The sequence below is a fragment of the Massilia sp. genome, from assembly GCF_046293535.1.
Classification (GTDB): domain Bacteria; phylum Pseudomonadota; class Gammaproteobacteria; order Burkholderiales; family Burkholderiaceae_D; genus Telluria.
On sequence record NZ_JBKBOV010000040.1, the window covers coordinates 1 to 20,653 of the forward strand.

At 62.3% G+C, this 20,653-nt stretch carries 18 protein-coding genes; 13 read left to right on the forward strand and 5 right to left on the reverse strand.

Going from position 1 to position 20,653, the window contains the following annotated elements:
• Positions 1-107 precede the first annotated feature (107 nt).
• The 7 genes from ACK4S9_RS18275 (at position 108) to ACK4S9_RS18305 (ending at position 6,759) form a co-directional block, all read left to right on the forward strand.
• Positions 108-524, forward strand: a complete 417-nt coding sequence (locus ACK4S9_RS18275; protein WP_409728629.1) for a GlcG/HbpS family heme-binding protein — start codon at positions 108-110, stop codon at positions 522-524.
• 43 nt (positions 525-567) lie between these two features.
• Entirely contained in the window at positions 568-1,566 is a 999-nt protein-coding gene (locus ACK4S9_RS18280; protein WP_273161518.1) for an MBL fold metallo-hydrolase, read from the forward strand.
• 27 nt (positions 1,567-1,593) lie between these two features.
• Entirely contained in the window at positions 1,594-2,016 is a 423-nt protein-coding gene (locus tag ACK4S9_RS18285; RefSeq protein WP_273161517.1) for a DsrE family protein, read from the forward strand.
• Between the two features lie 169 nt (positions 2,017-2,185).
• A complete protein-coding gene (locus ACK4S9_RS18290; RefSeq protein ID WP_273161516.1) occupies positions 2,186-3,919 on the forward strand; it encodes a bifunctional metallophosphatase/5'-nucleotidase in 1,734 nt (577 codons plus the stop codon).
• A gap of 331 nt (positions 3,920-4,250) precedes the next feature.
• The gene (locus ACK4S9_RS18295) at positions 4,251-5,630 is read left to right on the forward strand and encodes an MBL fold metallo-hydrolase (protein ID WP_273161515.1); all 1,380 of its coding nucleotides are present in this window, start codon (positions 4,251-4,253) and stop codon (positions 5,628-5,630) included.
• A gap of 18 nt (positions 5,631-5,648) precedes the next feature.
• On the forward strand, positions 5,649-6,155 hold the full coding sequence (locus tag ACK4S9_RS18300; RefSeq protein WP_409728634.1) for a YeeE/YedE thiosulfate transporter family protein: 507 nt from the start codon (positions 5,649-5,651) through the stop codon (positions 6,153-6,155).
• Positions 6,148-6,759: a YeeE/YedE thiosulfate transporter family protein gene (locus tag ACK4S9_RS18305; RefSeq protein ID WP_273161513.1), complete on the forward strand. Its 612-nt coding sequence runs from the start codon at positions 6,148-6,150 to the stop codon at positions 6,757-6,759. Before ACK4S9_RS18300 ends, ACK4S9_RS18305 begins: the two co-directional genes overlap by 8 nt.
• Positions 6,760-6,764: 5 nt before the next feature.
• Here the strand turns inward: ACK4S9_RS18305 and ACK4S9_RS18310 are convergent, their stop codons facing one another.
• Positions 6,765-7,964, reverse strand: coding sequence for a cation:proton antiporter (locus ACK4S9_RS18310; RefSeq protein WP_370660072.1), 1,200 nt, complete (start codon positions 7,962-7,964; stop codon positions 6,765-6,767).
• A gap of 279 nt (positions 7,965-8,243) precedes the next feature.
• On the opposite strand from ACK4S9_RS18310, the gene ACK4S9_RS18315 reads away from it, so the two are divergent.
• The 5 genes from ACK4S9_RS18315 (at position 8,244) to ACK4S9_RS18335 (ending at position 13,150) form a co-directional block, all read left to right on the forward strand.
• Complete coding sequence (locus tag ACK4S9_RS18315) at positions 8,244-8,933, forward strand: response regulator transcription factor (RefSeq protein WP_273161511.1); 690 nt, start codon at positions 8,244-8,246, stop codon at positions 8,931-8,933.
• The gene (locus ACK4S9_RS18320; protein WP_273161524.1) at positions 8,920-10,161 is read left to right on the forward strand and encodes a sensor histidine kinase; all 1,242 of its coding nucleotides are present in this window, start codon (positions 8,920-8,922) and stop codon (positions 10,159-10,161) included. The genes ACK4S9_RS18315 and ACK4S9_RS18320 overlap by 14 nt, the downstream gene beginning before the upstream one ends.
• A gap of 85 nt (positions 10,162-10,246) precedes the next feature.
• Positions 10,247-11,887 carry a phosphoethanolamine transferase gene (locus ACK4S9_RS18325; RefSeq protein WP_273161510.1) on the forward strand — a complete coding sequence of 547 codons (1,641 nt, stop codon included), beginning with the start codon at positions 10,247-10,249 and terminating at the stop codon, positions 11,885-11,887.
• An 86-nt stretch (positions 11,888-11,973) separates the two neighbouring features.
• Complete coding sequence (locus ACK4S9_RS18330) at positions 11,974-12,696, forward strand: phosphatase PAP2 family protein (protein ID WP_290419602.1); 723 nt, start codon at positions 11,974-11,976, stop codon at positions 12,694-12,696.
• Between the two features lie 55 nt (positions 12,697-12,751).
• Positions 12,752-13,150: a diacylglycerol kinase gene (locus ACK4S9_RS18335; RefSeq protein WP_273161508.1), complete on the forward strand. Its 399-nt coding sequence runs from the start codon at positions 12,752-12,754 to the stop codon at positions 13,148-13,150.
• Between the two features lie 48 nt (positions 13,151-13,198).
• Here the strand turns inward: ACK4S9_RS18335 and ACK4S9_RS18340 are convergent, their stop codons facing one another.
• The 4 genes from ACK4S9_RS18340 to ACK4S9_RS18355 all read right to left on the reverse strand — a co-directional run bounded on the left by ACK4S9_RS18340 (position 13,199) and on the right by ACK4S9_RS18355 (position 18,669).
• Positions 13,199-15,205: an LTA synthase family protein gene (locus ACK4S9_RS18340; protein ID WP_273161507.1), complete on the reverse strand. Its 2,007-nt coding sequence runs from the start codon at positions 15,203-15,205 to the stop codon at positions 13,199-13,201.
• A 299-nt stretch (positions 15,206-15,504) separates the two neighbouring features.
• Positions 15,505-17,232 carry an ArnT family glycosyltransferase gene (locus tag ACK4S9_RS18345; protein ID WP_273161506.1) on the reverse strand — a complete coding sequence of 576 codons (1,728 nt, stop codon included), beginning with the start codon at positions 17,230-17,232 and terminating at the stop codon, positions 15,505-15,507.
• Positions 17,204-17,908 carry a TVP38/TMEM64 family protein gene (locus ACK4S9_RS18350; protein ID WP_027867978.1) on the reverse strand — a complete coding sequence of 235 codons (705 nt, stop codon included), beginning with the start codon at positions 17,906-17,908 and terminating at the stop codon, positions 17,204-17,206. The genes ACK4S9_RS18345 and ACK4S9_RS18350 overlap by 29 nt, the downstream gene beginning before the upstream one ends.
• On the reverse strand, positions 17,905-18,669 hold the full coding sequence (locus tag ACK4S9_RS18355) for a glycosyltransferase family 2 protein (protein ID WP_156923908.1): 765 nt from the start codon (positions 18,667-18,669) through the stop codon (positions 17,905-17,907). The genes ACK4S9_RS18350 and ACK4S9_RS18355 overlap by 4 nt, the downstream gene beginning before the upstream one ends.
• 374 nt (positions 18,670-19,043) lie before the next feature.
• On the opposite strand from ACK4S9_RS18355, the gene ACK4S9_RS18360 reads away from it, so the two are divergent.
• Complete coding sequence (locus tag ACK4S9_RS18360; RefSeq protein ID WP_027867976.1) at positions 19,044-20,651, forward strand: cbb3-type cytochrome c oxidase subunit I; 1,608 nt, start codon at positions 19,044-19,046, stop codon at positions 20,649-20,651.
• The last annotated feature ends 2 nt before the right edge of the window (positions 20,652-20,653 follow it).

Genomic DNA, 20,653 nt, shown 5'->3' on the forward strand with positions numbered 1-20,653 from the left:
TGCCGCCATCCTCAATCGCTTCACGCGCTTGGGCACGCCCACGACCGTAGCGGTGACCATGCCGTAAATCCGTCTGGGGTTTGGGGTACTACGCGCTCAATTGATTTATGCAACAAAGCCGTCCCGAACTGGCCCTGCGCATGGCCCAGGCCGCGCTGGCTGCATGCCGCCAGGCCGGCTACCAGGTGGCGGTGGCGGTGGCCGACCGCGGCGGCCAAGTGCAGGTAGTGCTTCGCGACCGCCTGGCGGGAAGCCATACGGTGGACGCAGCGGCCGACAAGGCCTGGACCGCAGCCAGTTTCAAGATGGGCACCACGGCGCTCGCGCTGTCCACCAAGGAGGGCGCCGAGGCCAGCGGGATCCGGCACATCCGCCGCGTGCTGGCCGTCGGCGGCGGCATTCCCGTCGAGGCCAACGGTGCATTGGTGGGCGCGATTGGCGTCTCCGGCGCTCCTGGTGGCGCCGCCGACGACACCTGCGCACGCGCGGGAATCGCGGCGGTGGCCGAGGACCTGAATTTCTGACCCGTTTCTTGACATGCGCCACCGTGCGCAGAAGGACCTGAACATGCAGTCGATTCGTATCGCGGCGGCACTCCCGCACAGGGTGTGGCGCCTCCTGCTGGTGTTGTCCGCCGTGTCCTGGCTGGCGGCCGGCGCCGCCGCGGCGCCGCTTCCGGTGCTGCAGCCCATCAAGGTCAGCGCACACGCGTACATGTTCAGGGGGCACTCCGGCATGGCCGACAACGCCAACGCCGGCTTCATGTCGAACGCCGGTTTCGTGGTTACCGGGGATGGCGTGGTCGTCTTCGACGCGCTCGGCACGCCGGCCCTGGGCGAGGCGATGGTGCTGGCCATTCGCGGCGTGACGAAACAGCCGATCCGCCGCGTCATCGTTAGCCACTACCATGCTGATCATTTCTACGGACTGCAGGCATTCAAGGCGGCGGGTGCCGAGATCTGGGCGCACGAGCAGGGCCGCGCCTACCTGGCCTCGGACACGGCCGCACTGCGCCTGGCGCAGCGCAAAGAAGCTCTCAAGCCGTGGGTCGATGGCCGCACGCGCCTGCTGCCGGCGGACCGCTGGCTCTCTTTCCCGCGAGGCAAGCCGATCGCGTTTGAGATGGGCGGACTGCACTTCCAAGTGATCGACACCAGCGGCGCCCATGCACCGGACGACATCATGTTGGCCGTCGTCGAAGACCGCTTGCTCTTCGCGGGCGACCTGTTCTTCACCGGGCGGCTGCCCTTCGTGGGCGATGCCGACAGCCGCGTGTGGCTGGGCGCACTCGAGCGCATGCTGGCGCTGGCCCCGGCCGTGGTAGTGCCCGGCCACGGCGATGTGTCGCGCGATCCGGGCAAGGACCTCGCGCTGACTCGCTCCTACCTGATTTTCCTGCGCAAGGTGATGGGCGAGGCGGTCGCGGAGCTGGCGACCTTCGACGAAGCCTATGCGAAGGTCGACTGGAGCGCGTACGCAGGCTATCCTGCATTTGCGCAGGCCAACCGCATCAACGCCTACGGGACCTTCCTGCTCATGGAGCGGGAGAGCCTGCAGCAGAAGTAACGCCGCTTACCAATCAAAGGAGACGATATGAAACTGTTCCGTGTAATCGCTGCCATGCTGTTCCTGAGCCTTGCCGTGAGCGCCGGCGCCGCTGGGCGGCCTGAGAAAGTCGTGTACCACATCAGCGACGCGAGCAACGCCATGCAGGCGCTCGGCAATATCCGTAACCACTTGAACGCCAGTCCGAACGCCAGCATCGTCGTGGTCACCCATGGCGCCGGGATCGACTTCCTGCTCGAGGACGCCAAGGACAAGAACGGCAATCCCTACGACGCGGTGGTCCAGGAACTCGCGAACCGCAAGGTCCAGTTCCGGGTATGCAATAACACCCTCGAGGGGCGCAAGATCGATCGCAAGCGGGTGCTTCCGGAAGCGACCGTGGTGCCGTCCGGTGTTGCGGAAGTGGCGCGACTGCAGTCACAGGAGGGGTACGCCTACATCAAGCCTTGAAGCCCGCCGCCTCCATGGTAGTGGACACTGCCCAGTGCAGGACTGCGTTGCCGGCATATCCGTACTGCCGATAACGCTGCCTTAATCGCGGCCGCTTACGATTGGGCAGCGCTCCAGCGCAGGTCCTCATTGACCGTTGCGCGGGGCAGTGCCACTCAAGGAGCTTCGAATGAAATTGCATAAAGCAGCGACGTTTGCCCTCGCGGGCCTGGTCTTCGGCATGGGAGCGCAGGCGAGCGCCTCGGACCGTACGGGCGAGGTAACCCTGATCCACATGGGCGACCTTCACGGCCACCTGGTGCCACACGCAAGCGTGCGCAGCGACGCGGCGGGCAAGACGGAAGGCGGCGTTGCGCGCATCTACACGCTGGTGGAACAGATCCGCCACGCCAATCCCGAAAAGACCTTACTGGTCAATACAGGCGACACCTTGCATGGCGGGGCCGAAGCACTGTTCACCAAGGGGGAAGCGATGATCGAGGTGCTCAACGCCTTCCGCTTCGACGCCTATGCGCCCGGCAACTGGGATTATGTCTACGGGGCAGACAAATTCCTGTCGTACTTTACCGGTCCAAACCCGAAAGCGCGCTGGAACCCGGTGATCGCGAACCTGTACTACGATAACTATCCCGGTCTGAAAGCAAAGAATGGACAGACCGTAGCTCCTCCTTACCTCATCAAGCAGGTCGGCGGCCTTCGGGTTGGCATCATAGGCTTTACTTCGGACCGCGGCCCGCAGGCGGGTGACCAGAAGGTCACGGCAGGCCTGCGTTTCACCGATGGCAAGGAAGAATATGCGAAGTACGTACAACAAGTGCGCGCGCAGGATGTCGACCTGCTCGTCGTTATCTCGGAGCTGGGCCTGCACGGCAACCTGACGCTGGCCGATGCCATTCCTGGCGTCGATGTGATCCTTTCGTCGGACAAGCATGAGATCACGCCGAAGCCGGTAGTGTCCCGCAATGGCACCCTGATCGTGGAACAGGGCATGGACGGCCAGGTGGTGGGCGAACTGCAGGTGCGCGTGCACAAGGGCGTGGTCGCCGACAGGCGCTACGTGTCGCACAGGATCACGGAGCAGCTGGCCGAAGACAAGCGTATTGCCGCCATGGTCGCGCAGGTGCGGGCGCCGCTGGTCAGCGGCCCTGCGTTCAAACCGGGCGCCATTGCCAACCCGTTCAGCGGCGCCTTGCTGCGCTACCCGATCGACACCGTGGTCGGACAGACGGAAGTACCGCTGCACCGCAGTAACTTCAGCAACGAGCGCATGCCGGCGGTGATCGAGGGTTCGTCGCACGACTTCCTGACCGATGCCTTCCGCCGGCAGAGCGGGGCGCAGCTCGGCATGATCACGGGCTTTCGCTATGGCACGGCGGTAGCGCCCGGGCCGATCAAGCTCGAGGATCTGTACCACTTCCTGCCGATGGGAGCCCAGATCGCACGCGGCGAGCTGACCGGGATCCAGATCAAGAAAGCACTCGAGGGCAATCCCCAGAACACGCAGGCCCGGTCCGGTGAATGGATCAATGGCTGGACCGCGGGCATCAGCGGACTGACGGCGGATTTCAACCCGCAGGCGCCGCAGGGTTCGCGTGTGAGCAATATGCGCATCAATGGCAAGCCGATGCGCATGGACGCGACCTATACCGTGGCCGGACTTTGGTACAAGGAGATTCCGGCCCTCGTCAACAGGCTGCCGGCCAAAGGGGTCGTGGTGGTAAAGGACGAGAAGGGCGCACCGCTGGACGGCACCGACGTCGTGAAGATGTACCTCGACTCTTTGCCGGGGAAGAGCCTGACGAAAGGCGGGCTGGAGCTGGACCGCATCCGCTTGGTCAAGCCGCTTCCGGCCGCGCACCACGGTATCGTCGAGGTACAGCCGCTCGGCGCCGTCGCCCGGTAAGCACCAGAGGGCGGCAGGGAAAATCTGGCGGCACGACCATTTCCCGCTCGCGCCCGTTAACGTGCAGCTAATCCTGGGTGGCGACACTAGGTCAAGGGCCCATGAAGATAACGACGAAGCACTGCCCGGCCATCTTGCAGATCAGTGATCTGCACGGTTATATGGAGCCCGATTTGAGACTCGTGCGCATCGGCGACGGCGAACGATTCCACACGCACGGAGGCCCTGCGCATCGCAACATGTGCGCTGCTCGGCAGCGCATTGTGCGACAGTAAGGACGGCAATCACAGCCGTCCCGCAGGCATGACTGACTCAACGAAAGGAGCGGAACATGTTTTTTCAACGGGTTAAAACGCAGGGATTAGGCCACAACGCCTATGTGCTCGGATGCGGCAACGGGCTTGCAGTGGTCGTCGATCCGCGGCGGGACGTGGCAGAGTATCTGCAACTGGCACGCGACAATGACTTGAGCATTGCCTATTGCATCGAAACGCATCGCCAAGAGGATTTCGAGTTCGGGTCCGCAAGCCTGGCAGAACTCACCGGCGCCAAGATTCTGGCGGGCAAACATCCCCTGTTCGGCCGCGTCGATGTGCAGGTAGCGGATGGCGAGGAATTCACGGTGGGAACGACGCGCTTCGTCGCGCTGGCTACCCCAGGACACACGCCCGAGAGCATGTCCTATGCGGTCTATCCCAATGACGCCGGCGACCAGTGCTGGGGCGTGTTTACCGGAGATGCCCTGTTCGTGGGTGATACCGGAAGGACTGACCTTTCGGACCCGGAAAAAACCGCAGAAAATGCGGGACTGCTCTACGATTCGGTGCACCAGAAACTGGCACCGCTTGGTGACCAGGCGATCCTCTTGCCGGCGCACGGCGCGGGATCTGCATGTGGGGGGAACATTTCCGAGCGCGACGAGTCAACGCTGGGCATCGAACGTGCGACCAATCCTGTATTCAAGAAAACCCGCGCGGAATTCATGGCGCAGAAGGACGGTGAACATCTGCCGCGGCCACCGTATTTCTCGCACATGGAAGTGGTCAACCTGGAGGCAGGACGGCCCGTGCCCTCATCCCCCGCCGATCGCGTGCTGTTGCCAAAGGCATTCCAGGAGCGCGCCAGGGACGGGGTAGTGATCGATACCCGATCGCCTGATGCCTTCGCAGGCGCACACATTCCGGGCTCGTACAACGTATGGCTGGAGGGGCTGTCCACCTTCGGCGGCTGGCTCGCAGACGAACAGACACCGATCTTCCTGATCGTGGAACATCCCTCCAAGGCGCCTGTAGCAATCGCACAGCTTGCACGCATCGGCCTCGACCGCGTCGAGGGAGTGCTTGTGAACGGGGTCGAGGCATGGCGCGAAGCGGGCCTGCCCATCGAAGCATCGGGCACGACGAGCGCCAGCGAGGCTGCGCGCTGGAACGAGGAAGGGGACCTGACTATCCTGGACGTGCGCGACGACATGGAGTGGAAGGAGAAACACATACCGGGCGCGCACCATAGCTTCGTGGGCCATCTCGAAGAAAACCTTCCCGCGATTCCCAAGGATCGCCGGATCGTCGCCCACTGCAGCGTGGGGCATCGCTCCGGGCTTGCGGTCAGTATCCTTCGGCGTAACGAGTATACGAACGTCTTTAACATGCTTGGCGGTATAACGGCATGGGACAAGCTCGGACTGCCATTAAACAGGAATCAGGTCGAATAACGCGCGAAGGAGACGGACATGAACACGGCTGGCGGCGCATGGAATCCGTATGTGGTCGGCGCCCTTATCGGCGTCCTCTCGATGGCGACATTTTACTTTTCTAGCAAACCGCTGGGCGTGTCGACTGCTTTCGCACGCATGGCCGGCCTGCTGGGCTACCTGGTCGCCAGGGAACACACCGACTCCCTGGCGTTTTATCAGGATAAGACTCCCAAAATCGAGTGGGAAGTCATGCTCGCATTCGGCATTGTCGTCGGGGCATTCTTCGCCGCCTTGTCGGGTGGCGAATTCCATGCCAGCGTTATCCCCCCGCTGTGGGAGGCGCATTTCGGAGACTCTGTACCGCTGCGTCTGTCTGTCGCTTTCGTTGGCGGAGTGATCATGGCGTTCGGGGCGCGGGTTGCAGGCGGGTGCACAAGTGGCCATGGAATCAGCGGCGCACTGCAATTGTCGGTCGGGTCGTGGATTGCGCTGGCATGCTTCTTCGCAGGCGGTTCCCTGGTAGCGCAGGTGATGTATGGATAACACATCCGCAAAGCCCGGCGTTGACCACGGCAAGCCACCAGGAAGCACGGATGGCGGGGCCGGGAAAAGCGACGCGCCAAGGCAGCTCGCATTGGGTCTATTCTTCGGGATTATCTTCGGTTTCCTGTTGCAGAAAGGCGGCGTTGCCAAGTACGAGGTTCTGCTTGGGGCGCTTCTGCTGACCGATTTCACGGTCATGAAAATCATGCTGGCGGCTATTCTTGTCGGGATGATCGGCATTTTCGCCATGCACGCTCTCGGACTCGTCAAGCTGCAGCTCAAACCCACGAAGTATGCGGCCAATGTGCTTGGCGGCCTGGTCTTCGGAGCAGGGTTTGCCTTGATCGGATATTGCCCAGGAACAGGCGCCGCAGCCTTGGGACAAGGGAATCTGGATGCCGTCGCCGGGATCGCCGGACTCCTGGCGGGCAGCTATCTCTACGCCGAATTGTCCAGAAGCCTCAGCTCGAACGTGCTGGCCTGGGGTGACCGCGGGTGCATCCAGCTGCCCGATCTGATAGGAGTGCGCACCACGCCCTTCCTGATCGTGTTCGCGCCCTTGCTGGGCGTGGCATTGTGGCTGCTGTACCTGTATTTTCCGTAGCAAATTCAGCTGGCTTTGAACACCAGGGCGGCAACGCGCCGCAGCCTTGGGTAGACCATGGGAACGGTGAGCATGGTACTGCCCACGGCCATCAGGAGCAGGGCCGTGAAGGTTTCGCTGGTGATGATCCCCTTGTCCAGCAGGATATTGACGAAGATGATCATGATCAGTGCCTTGGTCTGCAACAGCCAGCCGATGATGGATGCCTCGCCCCCACCCCACTTGAGGATCTTCCCGGCGATGTGGGTGCCGGCCAACTTGCCGCTCACCGAGGCGAGCAGGAGCACGGCGGCGACAAGGAACACGGCCGGTCCACCCATCGCCCAGTTGGTGCGCAAGCCGGTGGACAGGAAGAACACCGGCATGAAGGCCAGCAGCACATGGTGACGCATCAGATCCATCTTCTTCTGGTCGAACCAGTGCGCGTCCATTACCGCACCGGCCAGGAAGGCGCCAACCATGTAGTGCAGGCCGGCCCAGTCGGCTGCGAAGGAACAGGCCGCCAACCAGACCAGGCTGACGTACCAGCGGTCGGTCTCCTGCAATTTGGCCATCAGCTTGCGGAACAACACGGTGGCCAGTGCGAACACCGCCAGGAACCCGAGCTGACGTCCGACACGGTCCCAATCGAGCAGGATCAGGGCCAGCACACCCCAGATCGCAATATCGTCCAGGCTGGCATAGCGCAGGATGCGCTGCCCGATCGGCTGGCGCAGGATCTCCAGTTTCTCCATTAGCAATATCAGGATAGGCAAGGCCGTGACAGCGCAGGCCATGCCTACGGCCAGTACGAATTGCCAGCTCTCGGCCTTCGGACCGATCCAGCCGGCATAGCCCAGCATGCCGAGCGCGGCGATACAGCCAAACACCAGCGGCGTCCCCAGCGCGAGCGACGCGGTGATCATGCTCTCGCGGCGGTGCGCCCAGGCCGCTTTCAGGTCGAGTTCGATGCCCGCGACCATTACGAAGATCATCACGGCCCACCAAGCAATGCCGTTGAGCGACTGGATTACCTCGGGATTGAACACGAAGCCATAGTATTCCGGATAAACGCTGCCGAGAATGCCTGGTCCGAGCAGGATGCCGGTAATAATCTGCACTACCACCAGCGGGGCGTAATAGTCCGTGTCGCCCAAGCGCCAGATCAGGTAGGGAATACTGAAAATGATCGCCATGGCGATCAGGAAAATCTCGGTCGTGCCCATTGCTGCGTGCATATCGTCTCTGCGTGATCTTGTATCTCGAATACGTGAGCGGCGAGTATCGCCCGACTGTTCAAATGCTTGCAAGAACAATTGCACTGGTGGGCGAGCGCAATGCCGTACAGCTACGGCCAGGGCGGGTCGAGGGGCCCGTGCGTCCGGGCCGGCGTCACGTCTGCTGCTGCCGTACGCGCACTGCATGGCGTTCGTCATGCCTTCCTGCAACAAATTTAGCGGGCCGGACCCTGCTCGACAAGGACTGTTTCGCCTTACAATGCATGGATGCGTATCCTCATCGTAGAAGACAATCCGGATATCCTGGCAAATTTGTACGGCTTCCTGGAACCAAAGGGATATACGGTCGATTCCGCCCGCAACGGCTACGGCGGGCTTGCCCTGGCTTCCGAAAGCCTGTATGACGTGATCATCCTGGACGTGATGCTTCCCGGCTTGAATGGCCTGGAACTGTGCCGGAAACTGCGCTCCGAGCTCCGTGCACCGACACCGGTCCTGATGCTGACGGCGCGCGACAGCCTGCCCGACAAGGTTGCCGGCTTCGACAGCGGCGCGGACGACTACCTGGTCAAGCCTTATTCCCTGGTGGAGCTCGAGGTCCGGCTGAGAGCCCTGGTGCGTCGTTCCGGCGGATCGGTGCTGGTGGGGCGCGCGCTGCGCTTTGGCGGACTGGTCTTCGATCCCGATGTGCTCGATGCTTCCCGCGACGGCAAGAAAGTCGTGCTTACCAGGACAGGCTATGTCTTGCTGCGCTGCCTGATGAGTGCCGCTCCGCGGATCGTCCCGCGCGATGACCTCGAGCAGGCTGTCTGGGGCGATGACCGACCTGACAGCGATGCTTTGCGTACGCACATCCACGCGCTTCGCCAGGCGCTCGACAAACCTTTTGCCCTCCCCATGGTCCATACTGTTCCCGGCGTTGGCTACCGGCTTGTTCTTCCCGATGCGCCAGGCTGATTCCTTGAGCCGGCCGATCGTCGCCGCCTTCCTCCTATTCGGCATCGTCCTGTCCGTATTCTTTGCGGTGCTGGCTGCATTGGCTGTCGAAGGAATCGAGGTCTACCTGGTCGACAACCGGCTGGCCGAAGTCGAGAATTGGGCGCGTCCACGAGAAGCTGCGGGGCTGGCGGCGGACCTGCCGGCTGGCTTGCGTTTCCACCGTGGCGAAGAGATCCCGTTATCGCTGCGCGGGCTGCCAGCCGGCGTGTCGGACGCAATCGTGGATGGCATCGGCCTGCATGTGCTGTCGGGTGCGGACGCGCGTGGCCCCTATGTCGTCGTCGATCATGAAAGCGACTACGAGAAGGTCGAGCTGCTGGTGTATTCGGTATTTGCGGGATTTTTTGCAGGTTTTGTGCTGCTGGCGGTCTTCCTTGGCCGTTTTGTCGGGCGCAGGATCGTTGGGCCGGTTCGCGCGCTCGTCGAAGCGGTCGAGCGCGGAGCGTCGACCTTGCCGCTCACCGAACGCCGGGACGAGCTTGGCGTACTTGCGCGGGCGCTGGCCGCACATACGACCGAGTTGCGGGAGGTTCTCGACCGGGAGCGCTTCTTTACGGGCGACGTCAGTCACGAGTTGCGTACGCCCCTCACCGTGATCATGGGGGCGGCCGAGATCCTGCTGGAAGCAAGCCAGGACACGGCAATCCAGGCACCGGCACAGCGCATCTATCGCGCGGCACAAGAGGCCACGGAATGCGTCGGTGTCATGCTCATGCTGGCCCGTGCACCGGAAGTCGGCTTGCTCGCACCAGTGTCCGTGAGCGAGATTGCGCGACGCGAGGTTGAACGTTACCAGCCCATGCTGGCACACAAGCCTGTCAAGCTGCTGTGTGTGGGTAGTGCTGAGATCAGCGTGCGTGCGCCTTCTGAATTATGCAAGTCTGCAATAGCGAACCTGATACGCAATGCATGCCAGTACACGGAGCAGGGTTCGGTAACGGTCGTGCTCGAGCCCGGGCGCGTGATCGTGGAAGATACCGGACCGGGATTGCCGGATGCGGTGCGACAAACCTTGGGGCAGGGCGCCACTGCCATTCCCTCCAGTGGCTCGGCCGGGACAGGCCTTGGCTTGTCGCTGGTGAGACGTATTTGCGGATACCTGGGTGCATCGCTCGACTACGCGAACCGTCCGGACGGCGGCAGCCGCTTCTCGATCATCTTTCCTCCCGGTTTCACGCAAACCTAACGCGACCTTGACGATGCCCTCATAGGCGCGTCTCTATCCTTCAAGCAAGCTGCCCTGTGGGCGGCAGCTTTGAATGGATACGAGAGTGGAAAAACTATTTGCACGGCGGGTTGATGCGCCGGTTCTCACGCTGGCGGTTGCACTGTTGCTGGCAAGCGCCAGCAACCAGACATTCTGGTCGACCTTTACACAGGCTACAGGCGGCGCCTCGCTGGACAGGCTGCCCTTGCTGACAGGGGCATTCCTCATGCTTGTCCTGTTCTTCAACGCGTGCCTGACCATGGCGAGCTTCCGCTATGTCGCGAAACCGGTATTGATCGCATTGATACTGACGGCATCGGCTGCCAGCTATTTCATGGCGTCCTATGGGATCGTCATCGATAAGGCCATGGTCCAGAATGTCTTCGAGACGGATGCGCGCGAAGCGATGGAGCTGATCAGCTGGCATTTGGCGGCGACGGTCTGCCTGCTCGGCGTGCTGCCGTCGCTGCTGATTGCGCGTGCCAGGATCCATTTCCCGCAAGGACCAAAGGGACTCATGCAGCGCTTCGGCATTGCGGCGGGATCGCTGGCGCTGGCGGCCTTGCTGCTCATCCTGTGTTTCAAGAGCCTGGCGCCAGTACTGCGCGAGCATCGGGAGCTGCGTTTTCTCGTGACTCCCACCAATTTTATCCAGGCGACGCATGGCTATCTGCGCAAGCGATTGGCTGCCAGCCTCGTCGTGGCTCCCCTTGGCCGCGACGCGGTCAAGGGCGCGACCTGGACCGGCCAGGAGCGCAGAACGCTCACCGTCATCGTGGTCGGCGAAACGGCACGTGCCGCGAACTTTTCGCTCAACGGATATGCTCGCGAGACAAATCCCTTGTTGGCGCGGCAAGCGGGGCTGATCAATTTTTCGAACGTGCGTTCTTGCGGTACAGCGACCGCGGTGTCAGTACCGTGCGTGTTTTCGGCACTCGGCCGGGATGGGTACAGCCAGTCGAAGGCCACCAGCCAGGAAGGATTGCTCGACGTACTCACGCACGCCGGCTTCGACGTCATCTGGCGCGATAACAACTCCGGATGCAAGGGTGTGTGCGCCCGTGTGAAGTACGAAGATCTGTCGAAGCCGGCGGGGCCTGACAGCCATTGTGGCGCTAAGGAGTGCTACGACGAGCGTTTGCTCGAAGGTTTGCCTGAGCTGATCCGCAACAGCACCAGGGATCTCGTCATTGTGCTGCACCAGAAGGGGAGCCACGGCCCTGCTTATGCGAACCGTTACCCACGCGAGTTCTCAAGGTTCGGGCCGGTGTGCACGTCCAACCGGTTCGAAGAGTGTTCGCGTGAATCCATCCAGGCCGCGTATGACAACACGATCGTCTACACCGATTACTTTCTGAGCAAGACCATCGATATGTTGCGCGGCATCGCGGGACGCGGGGGCATCGATACGGCCATGCTGTATTTTTCCGACCATGGAGAGTCTCTTGGAGAAAACAACATGTACCTCCATGGCGCCCCGTATTTCCTGGCGCCGCGCGAGCAGACCGAAGTGCCCATGATGCTGTGGATGTCGCCGGGCTTCAGCGAGCGCTTTCGTGTCGATCGACGCTGCCTGAACGAACGGCGCCAGCAACCGCTCTCGCATGACAATGTGTTTCATTCCGTCCTCGGGATGCTCGATGTGAATACCGCAGTACTCAATCCACGGCTCGACATGTTCCATTCCTGTGTCAGGGGAGGCTGATGCGTCGGCCTGGTCACCTTGCTTGCCCGACACTGTTGGGCTATCGCGCGGCGCGAAGGATCGCTGTCGCACTCATCGCCGGAGCCGTGTCCACGCTGTGGATCGGACGTTACTCCGATATTGATCTGCTGCTCGCCGATGCGGTATTCGACGCCGCCAGCAATACTTTTCCCTGGCGCGATGCATGGCTCACCGAGACTTTCGGACACGTCATCTTGAAGCGGGTGCTGACGCTCGCGGCGCTGGCCTTTATCGGGTGTGCGGCGGTCGATGCGTTCCGGCCCTTGCCACGACTGTGTGTCCTGGGCCGGCTACGCCTGCGTATCGTCGCATCGTCCGCGATATTGGTCCCGGCCGTGATCAGCTTGCTGAAGCAGCTCAGTTCATCGCACTGCCCATGGGACCTTTCTCGTTACGGAGGGGAGCAGCCTTATGTCCGGATCTTCGACATACTGCCGGACGGCGCGATTCCTGGCCAATGCCTTCCTGCTGGCCACGCCTCGAGCGCACTGTGGCTGTTGTCGCTGGCGGTCTACTGGCTACCTGCTCAGGCTCGCGCAGCCCGGATAGCGGCCTTTTCGGGTATCGCTGCCGGCAGCTTTCTCGGGCTTTTGCAGCAACTGCGCGGTGCCCATTTCCTCACCCACAGCCTTTGGTCGATCTGGATCGCAAGCGCGACCGTGGTCCTCGTCATCCTTGTTCTTCAGGGGAGGCAAGCCGGCGCTGCCGTGATTTCCCCGTCGGCTTCCGCCGCAACGCAGAAGCGGCACAGGCTCGACCCTGAAACGGACATTTCCGAATCCAACTGATTAACCCGGCTCGCTTACAAATCGCGAAGCCGACTATTCCAAAAGGTCTACAACCATGCTTCAGGACAAGCAAGAGGTCAGTGAATTCAAGAGCACCAGCGGTCTGGCTCGCATCGTGGCCGCGTCAGCTTATTCCGCCCGGGGTCTCAGAATCGCGTGGAAGTACGAACACGCGTTCAGGCAGGAATTGCTCGTCTCGGTTCCGGCGCTGTTCGTCGCATTGCTCCTTCCCGTGTCGGTCTTGGAAAAGCTGGCCCTGGTACTGGTGCTGGCGCTGGTATTGATTGTCGAGCTGCTCAACTCCGCGATCGAAGCCGTCGTCGACCGCATTTCTCTGGAACGGCACCCTCTATCCAGGAACGCGAAGGATCTGGGCAGCGCGGCGGTATTCCTGTCGGTGGCCGTTGCGGCAGTCACCTGGACCGTGATCGTGGCGCCGGTTTTGCTGAAGTAAGCACAATGGTCCTCCGATGGAGGACCATTGCCATCGAGCGAGCGCTATTCAAGGCCCTCGTTCGGGCAAGGTGTACTTGCGCTCGCGGTAGAGTAGCGAGGGCAGAACAACGTGAGCCATTGCCTTGCTCACTTGCAGTTTGTCGGGCGCACCCGCCTGAAGATCCAGTTTTCCGCTCTGGGCATCATAGTTTCCAAGCAGTGGATGCTGGCGCGGACGCAGGATCGTCGCCGACCCGTCTTCGAGCCAGGCGAAATAATTATCGAACTGGAGCATGGCGCGGCCAGGGGTGCTGCTGTCTCTTGCAAAGTCCCGGCCGATCATCGGATGCATGCTCGAAACGCCCATCAATGACAGCAGGGTCGGTCCAAGATCGATCTGGCTGGCGATCGTTCCAATCCGTTTCGGTGCAATGTCCGCCCCCAGGATGAGTCCCGGGATATGGAACTTCTTGACGGGCACCAGACTATTGCCGTAGACGCGGTTGTCATGATCGGCAACGACGAGAAACAGGGTGTCTTTCCAGTACGCCTGCTTCTTCGCTTCGGCGATAAATTTCCCGAGCGAGTAGTCCGCATATTTGACGGCGTTGTTCACCGTTTGCTTGACCGGATCGTGAAGCGTAATTTTTCCGTCCGGAAATTCAAACGGTTCGTGATTCGATGAGGTGAAAATCAGGCTGAAGAACGGTTTCTCCTGGGCATGAAGTTCCTTCAGGCGTTCCAGCGACTTGTTGAACAAGTCCTCGTCGGACGCTCCCCAGCTTCCCGTGAAGGCCGGACGCATTTCCCGTATGTCGACCACGCGCTGGAATCCGTTCCCGGTGAAGAAGCTGCGCATATTGTCGAAATGCGCTTCGCCGCCATACACGAATTCAGTATGATAGCCCTGCTGTTTCAGTCCTGCCGCAATCGTGTAAAAGCCTTGCTGCGCGAGCGAGAGTTTGACCACGCTGCGGGCGGGCGTCGGTGCGTAGCCGGCCACGACCGCTTCGATGCCTCGCACCGAACGGGTGCCGGTCGCATAGAGCTGCTCGAACCACCAGCCTTCGCTCTTGAGCTTTTCCAGCTCCGGCGTCACTGGCAGTCCGCCCAGCGACTCGACGAAGGTCGCGCCCAGACTTTCTTGCAGGACGATTACCAGGTTAAGCGGCCGGTTTCGCGCGATGGCGGCTTGCTGGAAATGTAGAGTCGGAGTGTCGGTATTGCTGAACGTATAGCCGTGCAGCCAGGGCGCTGATTTAACTTCTCGAAAAACTTGTTCCCGCGGGAATGCCCCATAGATGTCGGAGGAGACTGCTTCTTTCTTCAGGGAGTTGAGCGCGTCCAGCACCGACCATGCCGAGTTGATGATGAGCGAATTGACCATCGCGTCACCGGTCAGCGCAAAGAAGGCCGGGTTGGCTGGGCGGTGCCCCGTGGTCGACCGGATCTGCATCAGTACGATCAGGCACAGAACCGGCCATACGAGCAGCAGTTTCCTTGCGGGCCACATGCTTATGCCGGGCGAAGCACGCCTGAGCAGATCGAAAATCAACAGGCCGAGGCCGATCGTCAATCCGACGCCGGTCACCACCGCGATGCGAAAACCATTCCACAGCGTCGCGAACACTTCCTTCGGGTAGGCAAGGTACTCGATGAACAGGCGGTTCGGCCTGACGTCGTATTGCATCAGGAATTGAGGCGAGGACAATTCCATAAACAAGATGAAAATAAGAGCAACAGTGCCCCAGGCAATGCTCACAGTCCTCCACACGCGTGCGAACGAGCGGTAGGCGAGCAAGGGGGCCAGCAACAGGGGAAGCACCTCGAAGTACCCCAGCAGGATCAGGTCCGCGCGCAGGCCCTGGACGAACAGCGAAGCCGGGATCGCGGCCGCTTCGACGCGGTCCCACTGCCATGCGACCAGCGCGAACCTGGATAGCGACAGGATGACCAGGCCGATGAGCAGCATCTGGAGCGTGCCGGCAAAGGGGCCTGCCCAGCTGCTTGACCGTGCAAGACGGTGCGCACAGTGATGAAAGATCGAGGTTTTACCAGGCAATGCATTGCTCATAGATATTTGCGGATGGGGTTGTCAGTCGCTCAAAAATACTGCCGCACTCCAGGCAGGCGCGGTTGACGTGGACCGCCGCTAAGACAGGAAGTCTCCCATCGCAGGGGAAGCGAATAGTGCATAGGGGAAAGTGGAGGGCGATCTTAGGACAAGCGCCGTTAGGACGGCGTTAAGGCGCCGTTAAGATCGCGTTAAACCAAATCGAATGCAAGCGGCCGATAGCGTCTAATTATCCCAGCAGCCGATGAAGCCTGGCGGCGCCGTCGACCAGCACCCGGCACCCGTCGTTCCGCCCTGATTCACTGAAGGATATCCTTCTTCACCGGTACGTAGCGGTAGGGGGCGTGATCGGCAGCCGCATCGCAGCTTTCACGTGCGGACGAGGCATCGAGCAGAACCCAGTTGCGGCGATGGGCTTCGCCAAGAACGCGTTTCTTCGCCAGGTCGAAGCAGCGCAAGGCCAGGCCATCGGGGAGGAGGAGCACGCGCGTCGGGTCTGCGCGCATCCAGCGCCAGGCATTCCATTCCTGCCGCGGCAGCGGCGCCAGATAGCTGAAGTGGACCAGAGGCCGGTCTGCGAACAACAGGAACTGTTCCTTGAACTCGAGCATGCCCACTTCCGCTTCCGGGGCAAGGCGTCGTTCGAGTTCCTGCATGATGGCGCGCGGCGTCCGAAGTGGGTTGAGGATGGGCCATAGCCAGAAAGAGACGAACAGCCAGGTCAGCACGCTGGCCAGGGCGAGCTGTTCGAACAATGCGCGTTTGCGCAACAGCCAGACAATGCCCGACAGCGCCAGTCCGAGGACGAGCAAGCCCGGAGCCAGCGCCGCGACGGCGTCGGCATAGTCGTCCGCCCGGGACGGGAGGTGCTCGGGGGCAAACAGCGCGACCGCCGCAAGCAGGATCAGCAGCAGCCCCATGATCGCGAGCGCCGCACGCAACACGACAGCCGTGCCGCGGCGCCCTTCTGCCGGCGCCTGTTCCCAGACGTAGGCGAGCGCCAGGGCGAACATCGGCAGCGCGGGCAGGATGTAGACCTCGCGCTTGCCGGGGCTGATGGAAAAGAAGAGCAACACCAGTGCAACCCAGCTCAGCAGTACGCGCAGCGCGGCGCTGGAGGGCCACAGCTTCCTGATGCTGCGCAGCCGCAGCAGGAACAGCACGGCCAGCGGAAACCACATGCTCGGCAGCGCAATCGTCAGGTAGTAGTGCCAGGGCTTGATGTGATGCCAGGCATTGGCATAGCGTTCAGCGGTTTGCCTGAGCAGGATGTTGTCGCGGTAGGCCAGCAGTTCCGGACTCTGGATGCGTTCGACCGCGATCCACATCGGCACCAGCCACAGCGCCAGTGTGCCCAGCAACAGGGCCGGTCCCCACCACGCGCGCATGGACCAGACCTGCCGCCCGGACGCGGTGGCGGGGCGGCCCCAGATCGCCAGCGGTATCAGCATCAGTGCGGGAAGGAAACCGACGCCCTTGGTCACGATGCCCAGGGCCATCGCCACCCAACTGGCGGCATACCAGCCCCAGGCCGGACCGAGCAGAAAGTGACGGAGCAGTCCGTAGCAGCCGAGGGTGATCCAGAAGCAGACCAGCGCATCGATTTGCGCGCCCTTGGCCTGCAGCAGGAACTGCGGCGTGAACGCGAGCGCAAGCACAGCCGAACGCGCGACCTTCTCTCCCCACAGGCGCCGCCCGAGGTCGAATACCAGCCACAGCGTCCCCAGGCCCGCCAGCGCACTGGGCAGCAGAAATGCGATCTTCAGTTGTCCGGTCAGTTGGTAGAAGAGCGCGATGAGCCACATGAAGACGGGCGGCTTGTCCGGATAGAACTCGCCGCCGCGCGTGGGGAAGAGCCAACGGCCCGATTCCACCATTTCGCGGGCGACCTGGGCAAAGCGCGGCTCGTCGGCAGGCCAGGGGTCGCGCAGCCCGATGCCGGCGAACAGGACCACGATCAGCAGGGCAGCGATCCACGGCCACCAGCTTGCGTCTTGCCTAGCACTGGGATTGGATGGGAGTTGCATGCGTTTGTCCTCGGATTTCCTGTAGCCGCTGCTTGAAGCCATGATGGTAGAGATAGAGCACGAGCGCCGTGGACAGCACCAGCATCAGCAGGCTGATCCAGAGCTGCTGCTCGTCCTGCAAGGCCAGGCCTGCGCCGGCAAAGCTGAACAGCAGCATTTGCGGCAGGTAGCCCAGCAGGCTGCCCCAGAACACCGCCGGTATGCTCAGCCTGGCAAGCGCCACCGCGATATTGGTCGCCAGGTTGCTGCCGACCGGCATCAGGCGTACCGTGCAGATCCACAGCCAGGTGTCCTCCGCCAGCAGCCTGCGGATGAAGGCGACGCGTTCGCCATGGCGCCTGAGCATGCGCTCCATGCCGATATTGCGCACCCAGTAGATCGCCAGCAGGGCGCCGAATCCGGTAAGAAGGGTGCTCAGCAGCGCACCCGCCAAGCCCCCCATCAAGTAACCGCAACTGAAGGCGAGCAGCTGGCGCGGGCCCCCGAGCGCGGTGTACACGACGCCGATGATCACGAAAACAGGCCAGGCAATCGTCCAATGTCGTTCGAACAGCCGGTCCAGCAGGTCCATTTCGGTGAAGGATCCCCACCACTGGAAATGGAGGGAGGCAAAGCCCAGCGCCAGCAGGCAGCTCAGCAGCAGCGGCTTGAACAGCAGTTTCAGTTCGGCTTTCATTGCCGCACTTCCATGCGTTCGATCAGCGGCAGCTTGCTGCGCCGGATCAGCCAGCTGACCCCCCACATGTCGACGATGCCGACCCACAGCCGGTTCCAGGCGGTATATTTCGATACGCCGGCGGTACGGTGCCGATGGTGCACCGGCACTACCGCGATAACGCCGCCCAGGCGCTTGACCAGCGCCGGCACGAAGCGGTGCATGTGGTCGAAATAGGGCAGGCCAAGCCAGGTTTCGCGCGGCACCAGCTTGAGGCCGCAGCCGGTATCGGGTACGCCGTCGTCGAGTATGCTGCGGCGCACCGCATTGGCGATGCGCGACTGGAGTTTCTTCCAGCGCGTGTCGCGCCGGTTCTTGCGGAAGCCGGCAATGCAGAAATGCGGGTGCTTCTCTTCCAGGGTCAGCCCCTGTGCCACCAGTGCCGGAATGTCGGCCGGGTCGTTCTGGCCGTCACCGTCTATCGTGACGAAAAAACGCCCGGCGGCGTGGCGCGCGGCGGTCCACAGTGCCGTACTCTGCCCGGCACTGCGCGCATGGCGGATCAGCCGCGCCGGCGTGCCCGATTGCTGGCAATGCCGCAGGAACACAGCGCCGGTGTCGTCGCTGCTACCATCGTCGACCAGGACTACCTCATGCGAATAGCGGCCGGCGAGGGCGCGATGAACCTCGTCCACCAGGTTCCCGATGTTGCCGGCCTCGTCCTTTGCCGGAATCAGCACCGATACCAGGAATGCTTGCTTGTCGTTTGTTTCCTCAGACATGTTGTTCAATCATTTATGAAGACGTTTATTGTGGCGTTCGATGAGCGGACAGCGTGCACGACTTGATATGTCTTGCCCAACATCATTCTGCACCAGTCGACGTTAAATTCCCGTTAAACAATAATGCGGACGCAGGTCGTGGCAGCGCCCGCGCCATTCCCGGTCACGGACGACAGTCCGGTACGACGGCATTCCTTAATCCTGCCTTAATCGGCGCCGCGTAGCATCCCACTCCGCAACGAAGAATTGCCCGTAATCAATACACGGCACACGTCGATGACGTGACCTGTTCGACAATCAGCGCGGTTCCGAGTTTGCGAACCCGTGAACAGGGCAGTGTCCAGCCTGGCGCAGCCCGCTACCATTTCAAGGCCATGCCCATTACCATTGGACTACTGCTCGCGCTGAGCTTCGGCGCGTCGCTTGCCGCGCTCGGCTTCCTGATCTGGGCCATCGCCCGCCGCCAGTTCGCACTGTCGCAAAGCGATGCCTCCACGATCTTCGAGCCGGGCGAGACCGCCGCGCCCGACGACACCACCGCTTTCGGCCGTGCGCCGCAAGGCTCCCATGCCCACCGCTTCGACGTGATCCGTGAACGGATCGACGTCGCCGGGCGCCGCACCGTGTTGCTGATGGCGGCCGTGGCGGCGTTCTGGCTGGTGCTGGGCTCGGTGTTCGGCGTGATCGCTTCGCTCAAGCTGCACCTGCCGGACTGGCTCGTAGGCCACGCGCCGCTCACTTTCGGACGCATGCGCAGCATGCACCTGAACCTGGTCGCCTACGGCTGGCTGTCGGTCGCCGGCATCGCCTCGGCCTTGTGGATCGTACCGCGCATCTTCCACACGCCACTGCGTCACCCGGGCGTCGCCATGTTCGGCGCCATGGTCTGGACCATCGGCGTCGGCATGGGTGTGACTGCCATCGGCCTGGGCTACACCCAAGGCGTCGAATGGCTCGAGATCCCCTGGCAGATCGGCTTGCTGCTCGCGGTGGGCGGTGCCTGCCTGGCCTTCCCGCTGGTGATGACGGCACGCCACCGCAAGTCGCACCACATCTACGTGTCGGGCTGGTACTTCCTGGGCGGCCTGGTGTGGTTCCCGGTGCTGTACCTCATCGCCAACCTGCCTGGCCTGCATGCCGGGGTGCAGCACGCCACGGTGAACTGGTGGTTCGCGCACAACGTGCTCGGCCTGTGGCTGACCCCGCTCGGCGTGGGAACCGCCTATTACATGATCCCGAAGATCGTGGGCCAGCCGGTCTATTCGTACAGCCTGTCGCTGCTCGGCTTCTGGGGCCTGGCGCTGTTCTACAGCCAGGTCGGCATCCATCACCTGATCGGCGCCCCGGTGCCGACCTGGCTGGTGACGCTGTCGATCGTCCATAGCGTGATGATGTTCATCCCGGTGATCGCGGTCGCGATCAACCAGCACACCACGGTTGCCCGCAACGCCTGGGCCTTGAAGCAGTCGGTGGCCTTGCGCTTCGTGGCCTTGGGCGCGCTGATGTACACGCTGTCCTCGTTCCAGGGCTCGCTACAGGCGCTGCGCCCGGTGAACTCGGTCACCCACTTCACGCACTATACGGTCGGCCATGCCCATCTGGGTGCCTACGGATTCACCAGCATGGTGCTGTTCGGCGCCTTCTACTACATGCTGCCCTACCTGACCGGGCGCGACTGGCCATGGCCGCGCCTGCTCAAGCTGCATTTCTGGCTGGTGGTCGGCGGCTTCGCGGTGTATTTCCTGGCGGTCTCCGCGGGCGGATGGCTGCAGGGCGTGGGGCTGCTCGACACGGGCCGTTCGTTCGAGTCCGTCACACGGGCGACCATCCCCTACCTGCAGGCGCGCTCGCTTGGCGGCAGCCTGATGACACTGGGCCACCTGGTGTTCGCCTTCCACATCGCCGCCCTGTTGATGGGCAAGGGCACCCTGCGCACGGCCATCGCCGGCGAGGCGCCCGCCGCTGCCAACGCTGGAGCCTGATC

What these genes read in the sequence shown, in the direction of transcription:
- ACK4S9_RS18275 (WP_409728629.1), top strand. Translation starts at nt 108, where the DNA reads ATGCAACAAAGCCGTCCCGAACTGGCCCTGCGCATGGCCCAGGCCGCG.
- ACK4S9_RS18280 (WP_273161518.1), top strand. Translation starts at nt 568, where the DNA reads ATGCAGTCGATTCGTATCGCGGCGGCACTCCCGCACAGGGTGTGGCGC.
- ACK4S9_RS18285 (WP_273161517.1), top strand. Translation starts at nt 1,594, where the DNA reads ATGAAACTGTTCCGTGTAATCGCTGCCATGCTGTTCCTGAGCCTTGCC.
- ACK4S9_RS18290 (WP_273161516.1), top strand. Translation starts at nt 2,186, where the DNA reads ATGAAATTGCATAAAGCAGCGACGTTTGCCCTCGCGGGCCTGGTCTTC.
- ACK4S9_RS18295 (WP_273161515.1), top strand. Translation starts at nt 4,251, where the DNA reads ATGTTTTTTCAACGGGTTAAAACGCAGGGATTAGGCCACAACGCCTAT.
- ACK4S9_RS18300 (WP_409728634.1), top strand. Translation starts at nt 5,649, where the DNA reads ATGAACACGGCTGGCGGCGCATGGAATCCGTATGTGGTCGGCGCCCTT.
- ACK4S9_RS18305 (WP_273161513.1), top strand. Translation starts at nt 6,148, where the DNA reads ATGGATAACACATCCGCAAAGCCCGGCGTTGACCACGGCAAGCCACCA.
- ACK4S9_RS18310 (WP_370660072.1), bottom strand. Translation starts at nt 7,964, where the DNA reads ATGGGCACGACCGAGATTTTCCTGATCGCCATGGCGATCATTTTCAGT.
- ACK4S9_RS18315 (WP_273161511.1), top strand. Translation starts at nt 8,244, where the DNA reads ATGCGTATCCTCATCGTAGAAGACAATCCGGATATCCTGGCAAATTTG.
- ACK4S9_RS18320 (WP_273161524.1), top strand. Translation starts at nt 8,920, where the DNA reads ATGCGCCAGGCTGATTCCTTGAGCCGGCCGATCGTCGCCGCCTTCCTC.
- ACK4S9_RS18335 (WP_273161508.1), top strand. Translation starts at nt 12,752, where the DNA reads ATGCTTCAGGACAAGCAAGAGGTCAGTGAATTCAAGAGCACCAGCGGT.
- ACK4S9_RS18340 (WP_273161507.1), bottom strand. Translation starts at nt 15,205, where the DNA reads ATGAGCAATGCATTGCCTGGTAAAACCTCGATCTTTCATCACTGTGCG.
- ACK4S9_RS18345 (WP_273161506.1), bottom strand. Translation starts at nt 17,232, where the DNA reads ATGCAACTCCCATCCAATCCCAGTGCTAGGCAAGACGCAAGCTGGTGG.
- ACK4S9_RS18350 (WP_027867978.1), bottom strand. Translation starts at nt 17,908, where the DNA reads ATGAAAGCCGAACTGAAACTGCTGTTCAAGCCGCTGCTGCTGAGCTGC.
- ACK4S9_RS18355 (WP_156923908.1), bottom strand. Translation starts at nt 18,669, where the DNA reads ATGTCTGAGGAAACAAACGACAAGCAAGCATTCCTGGTATCGGTGCTG.
- ACK4S9_RS18360 (WP_027867976.1), top strand. Translation starts at nt 19,044, where the DNA reads ATGCCCATTACCATTGGACTACTGCTCGCGCTGAGCTTCGGCGCGTCG.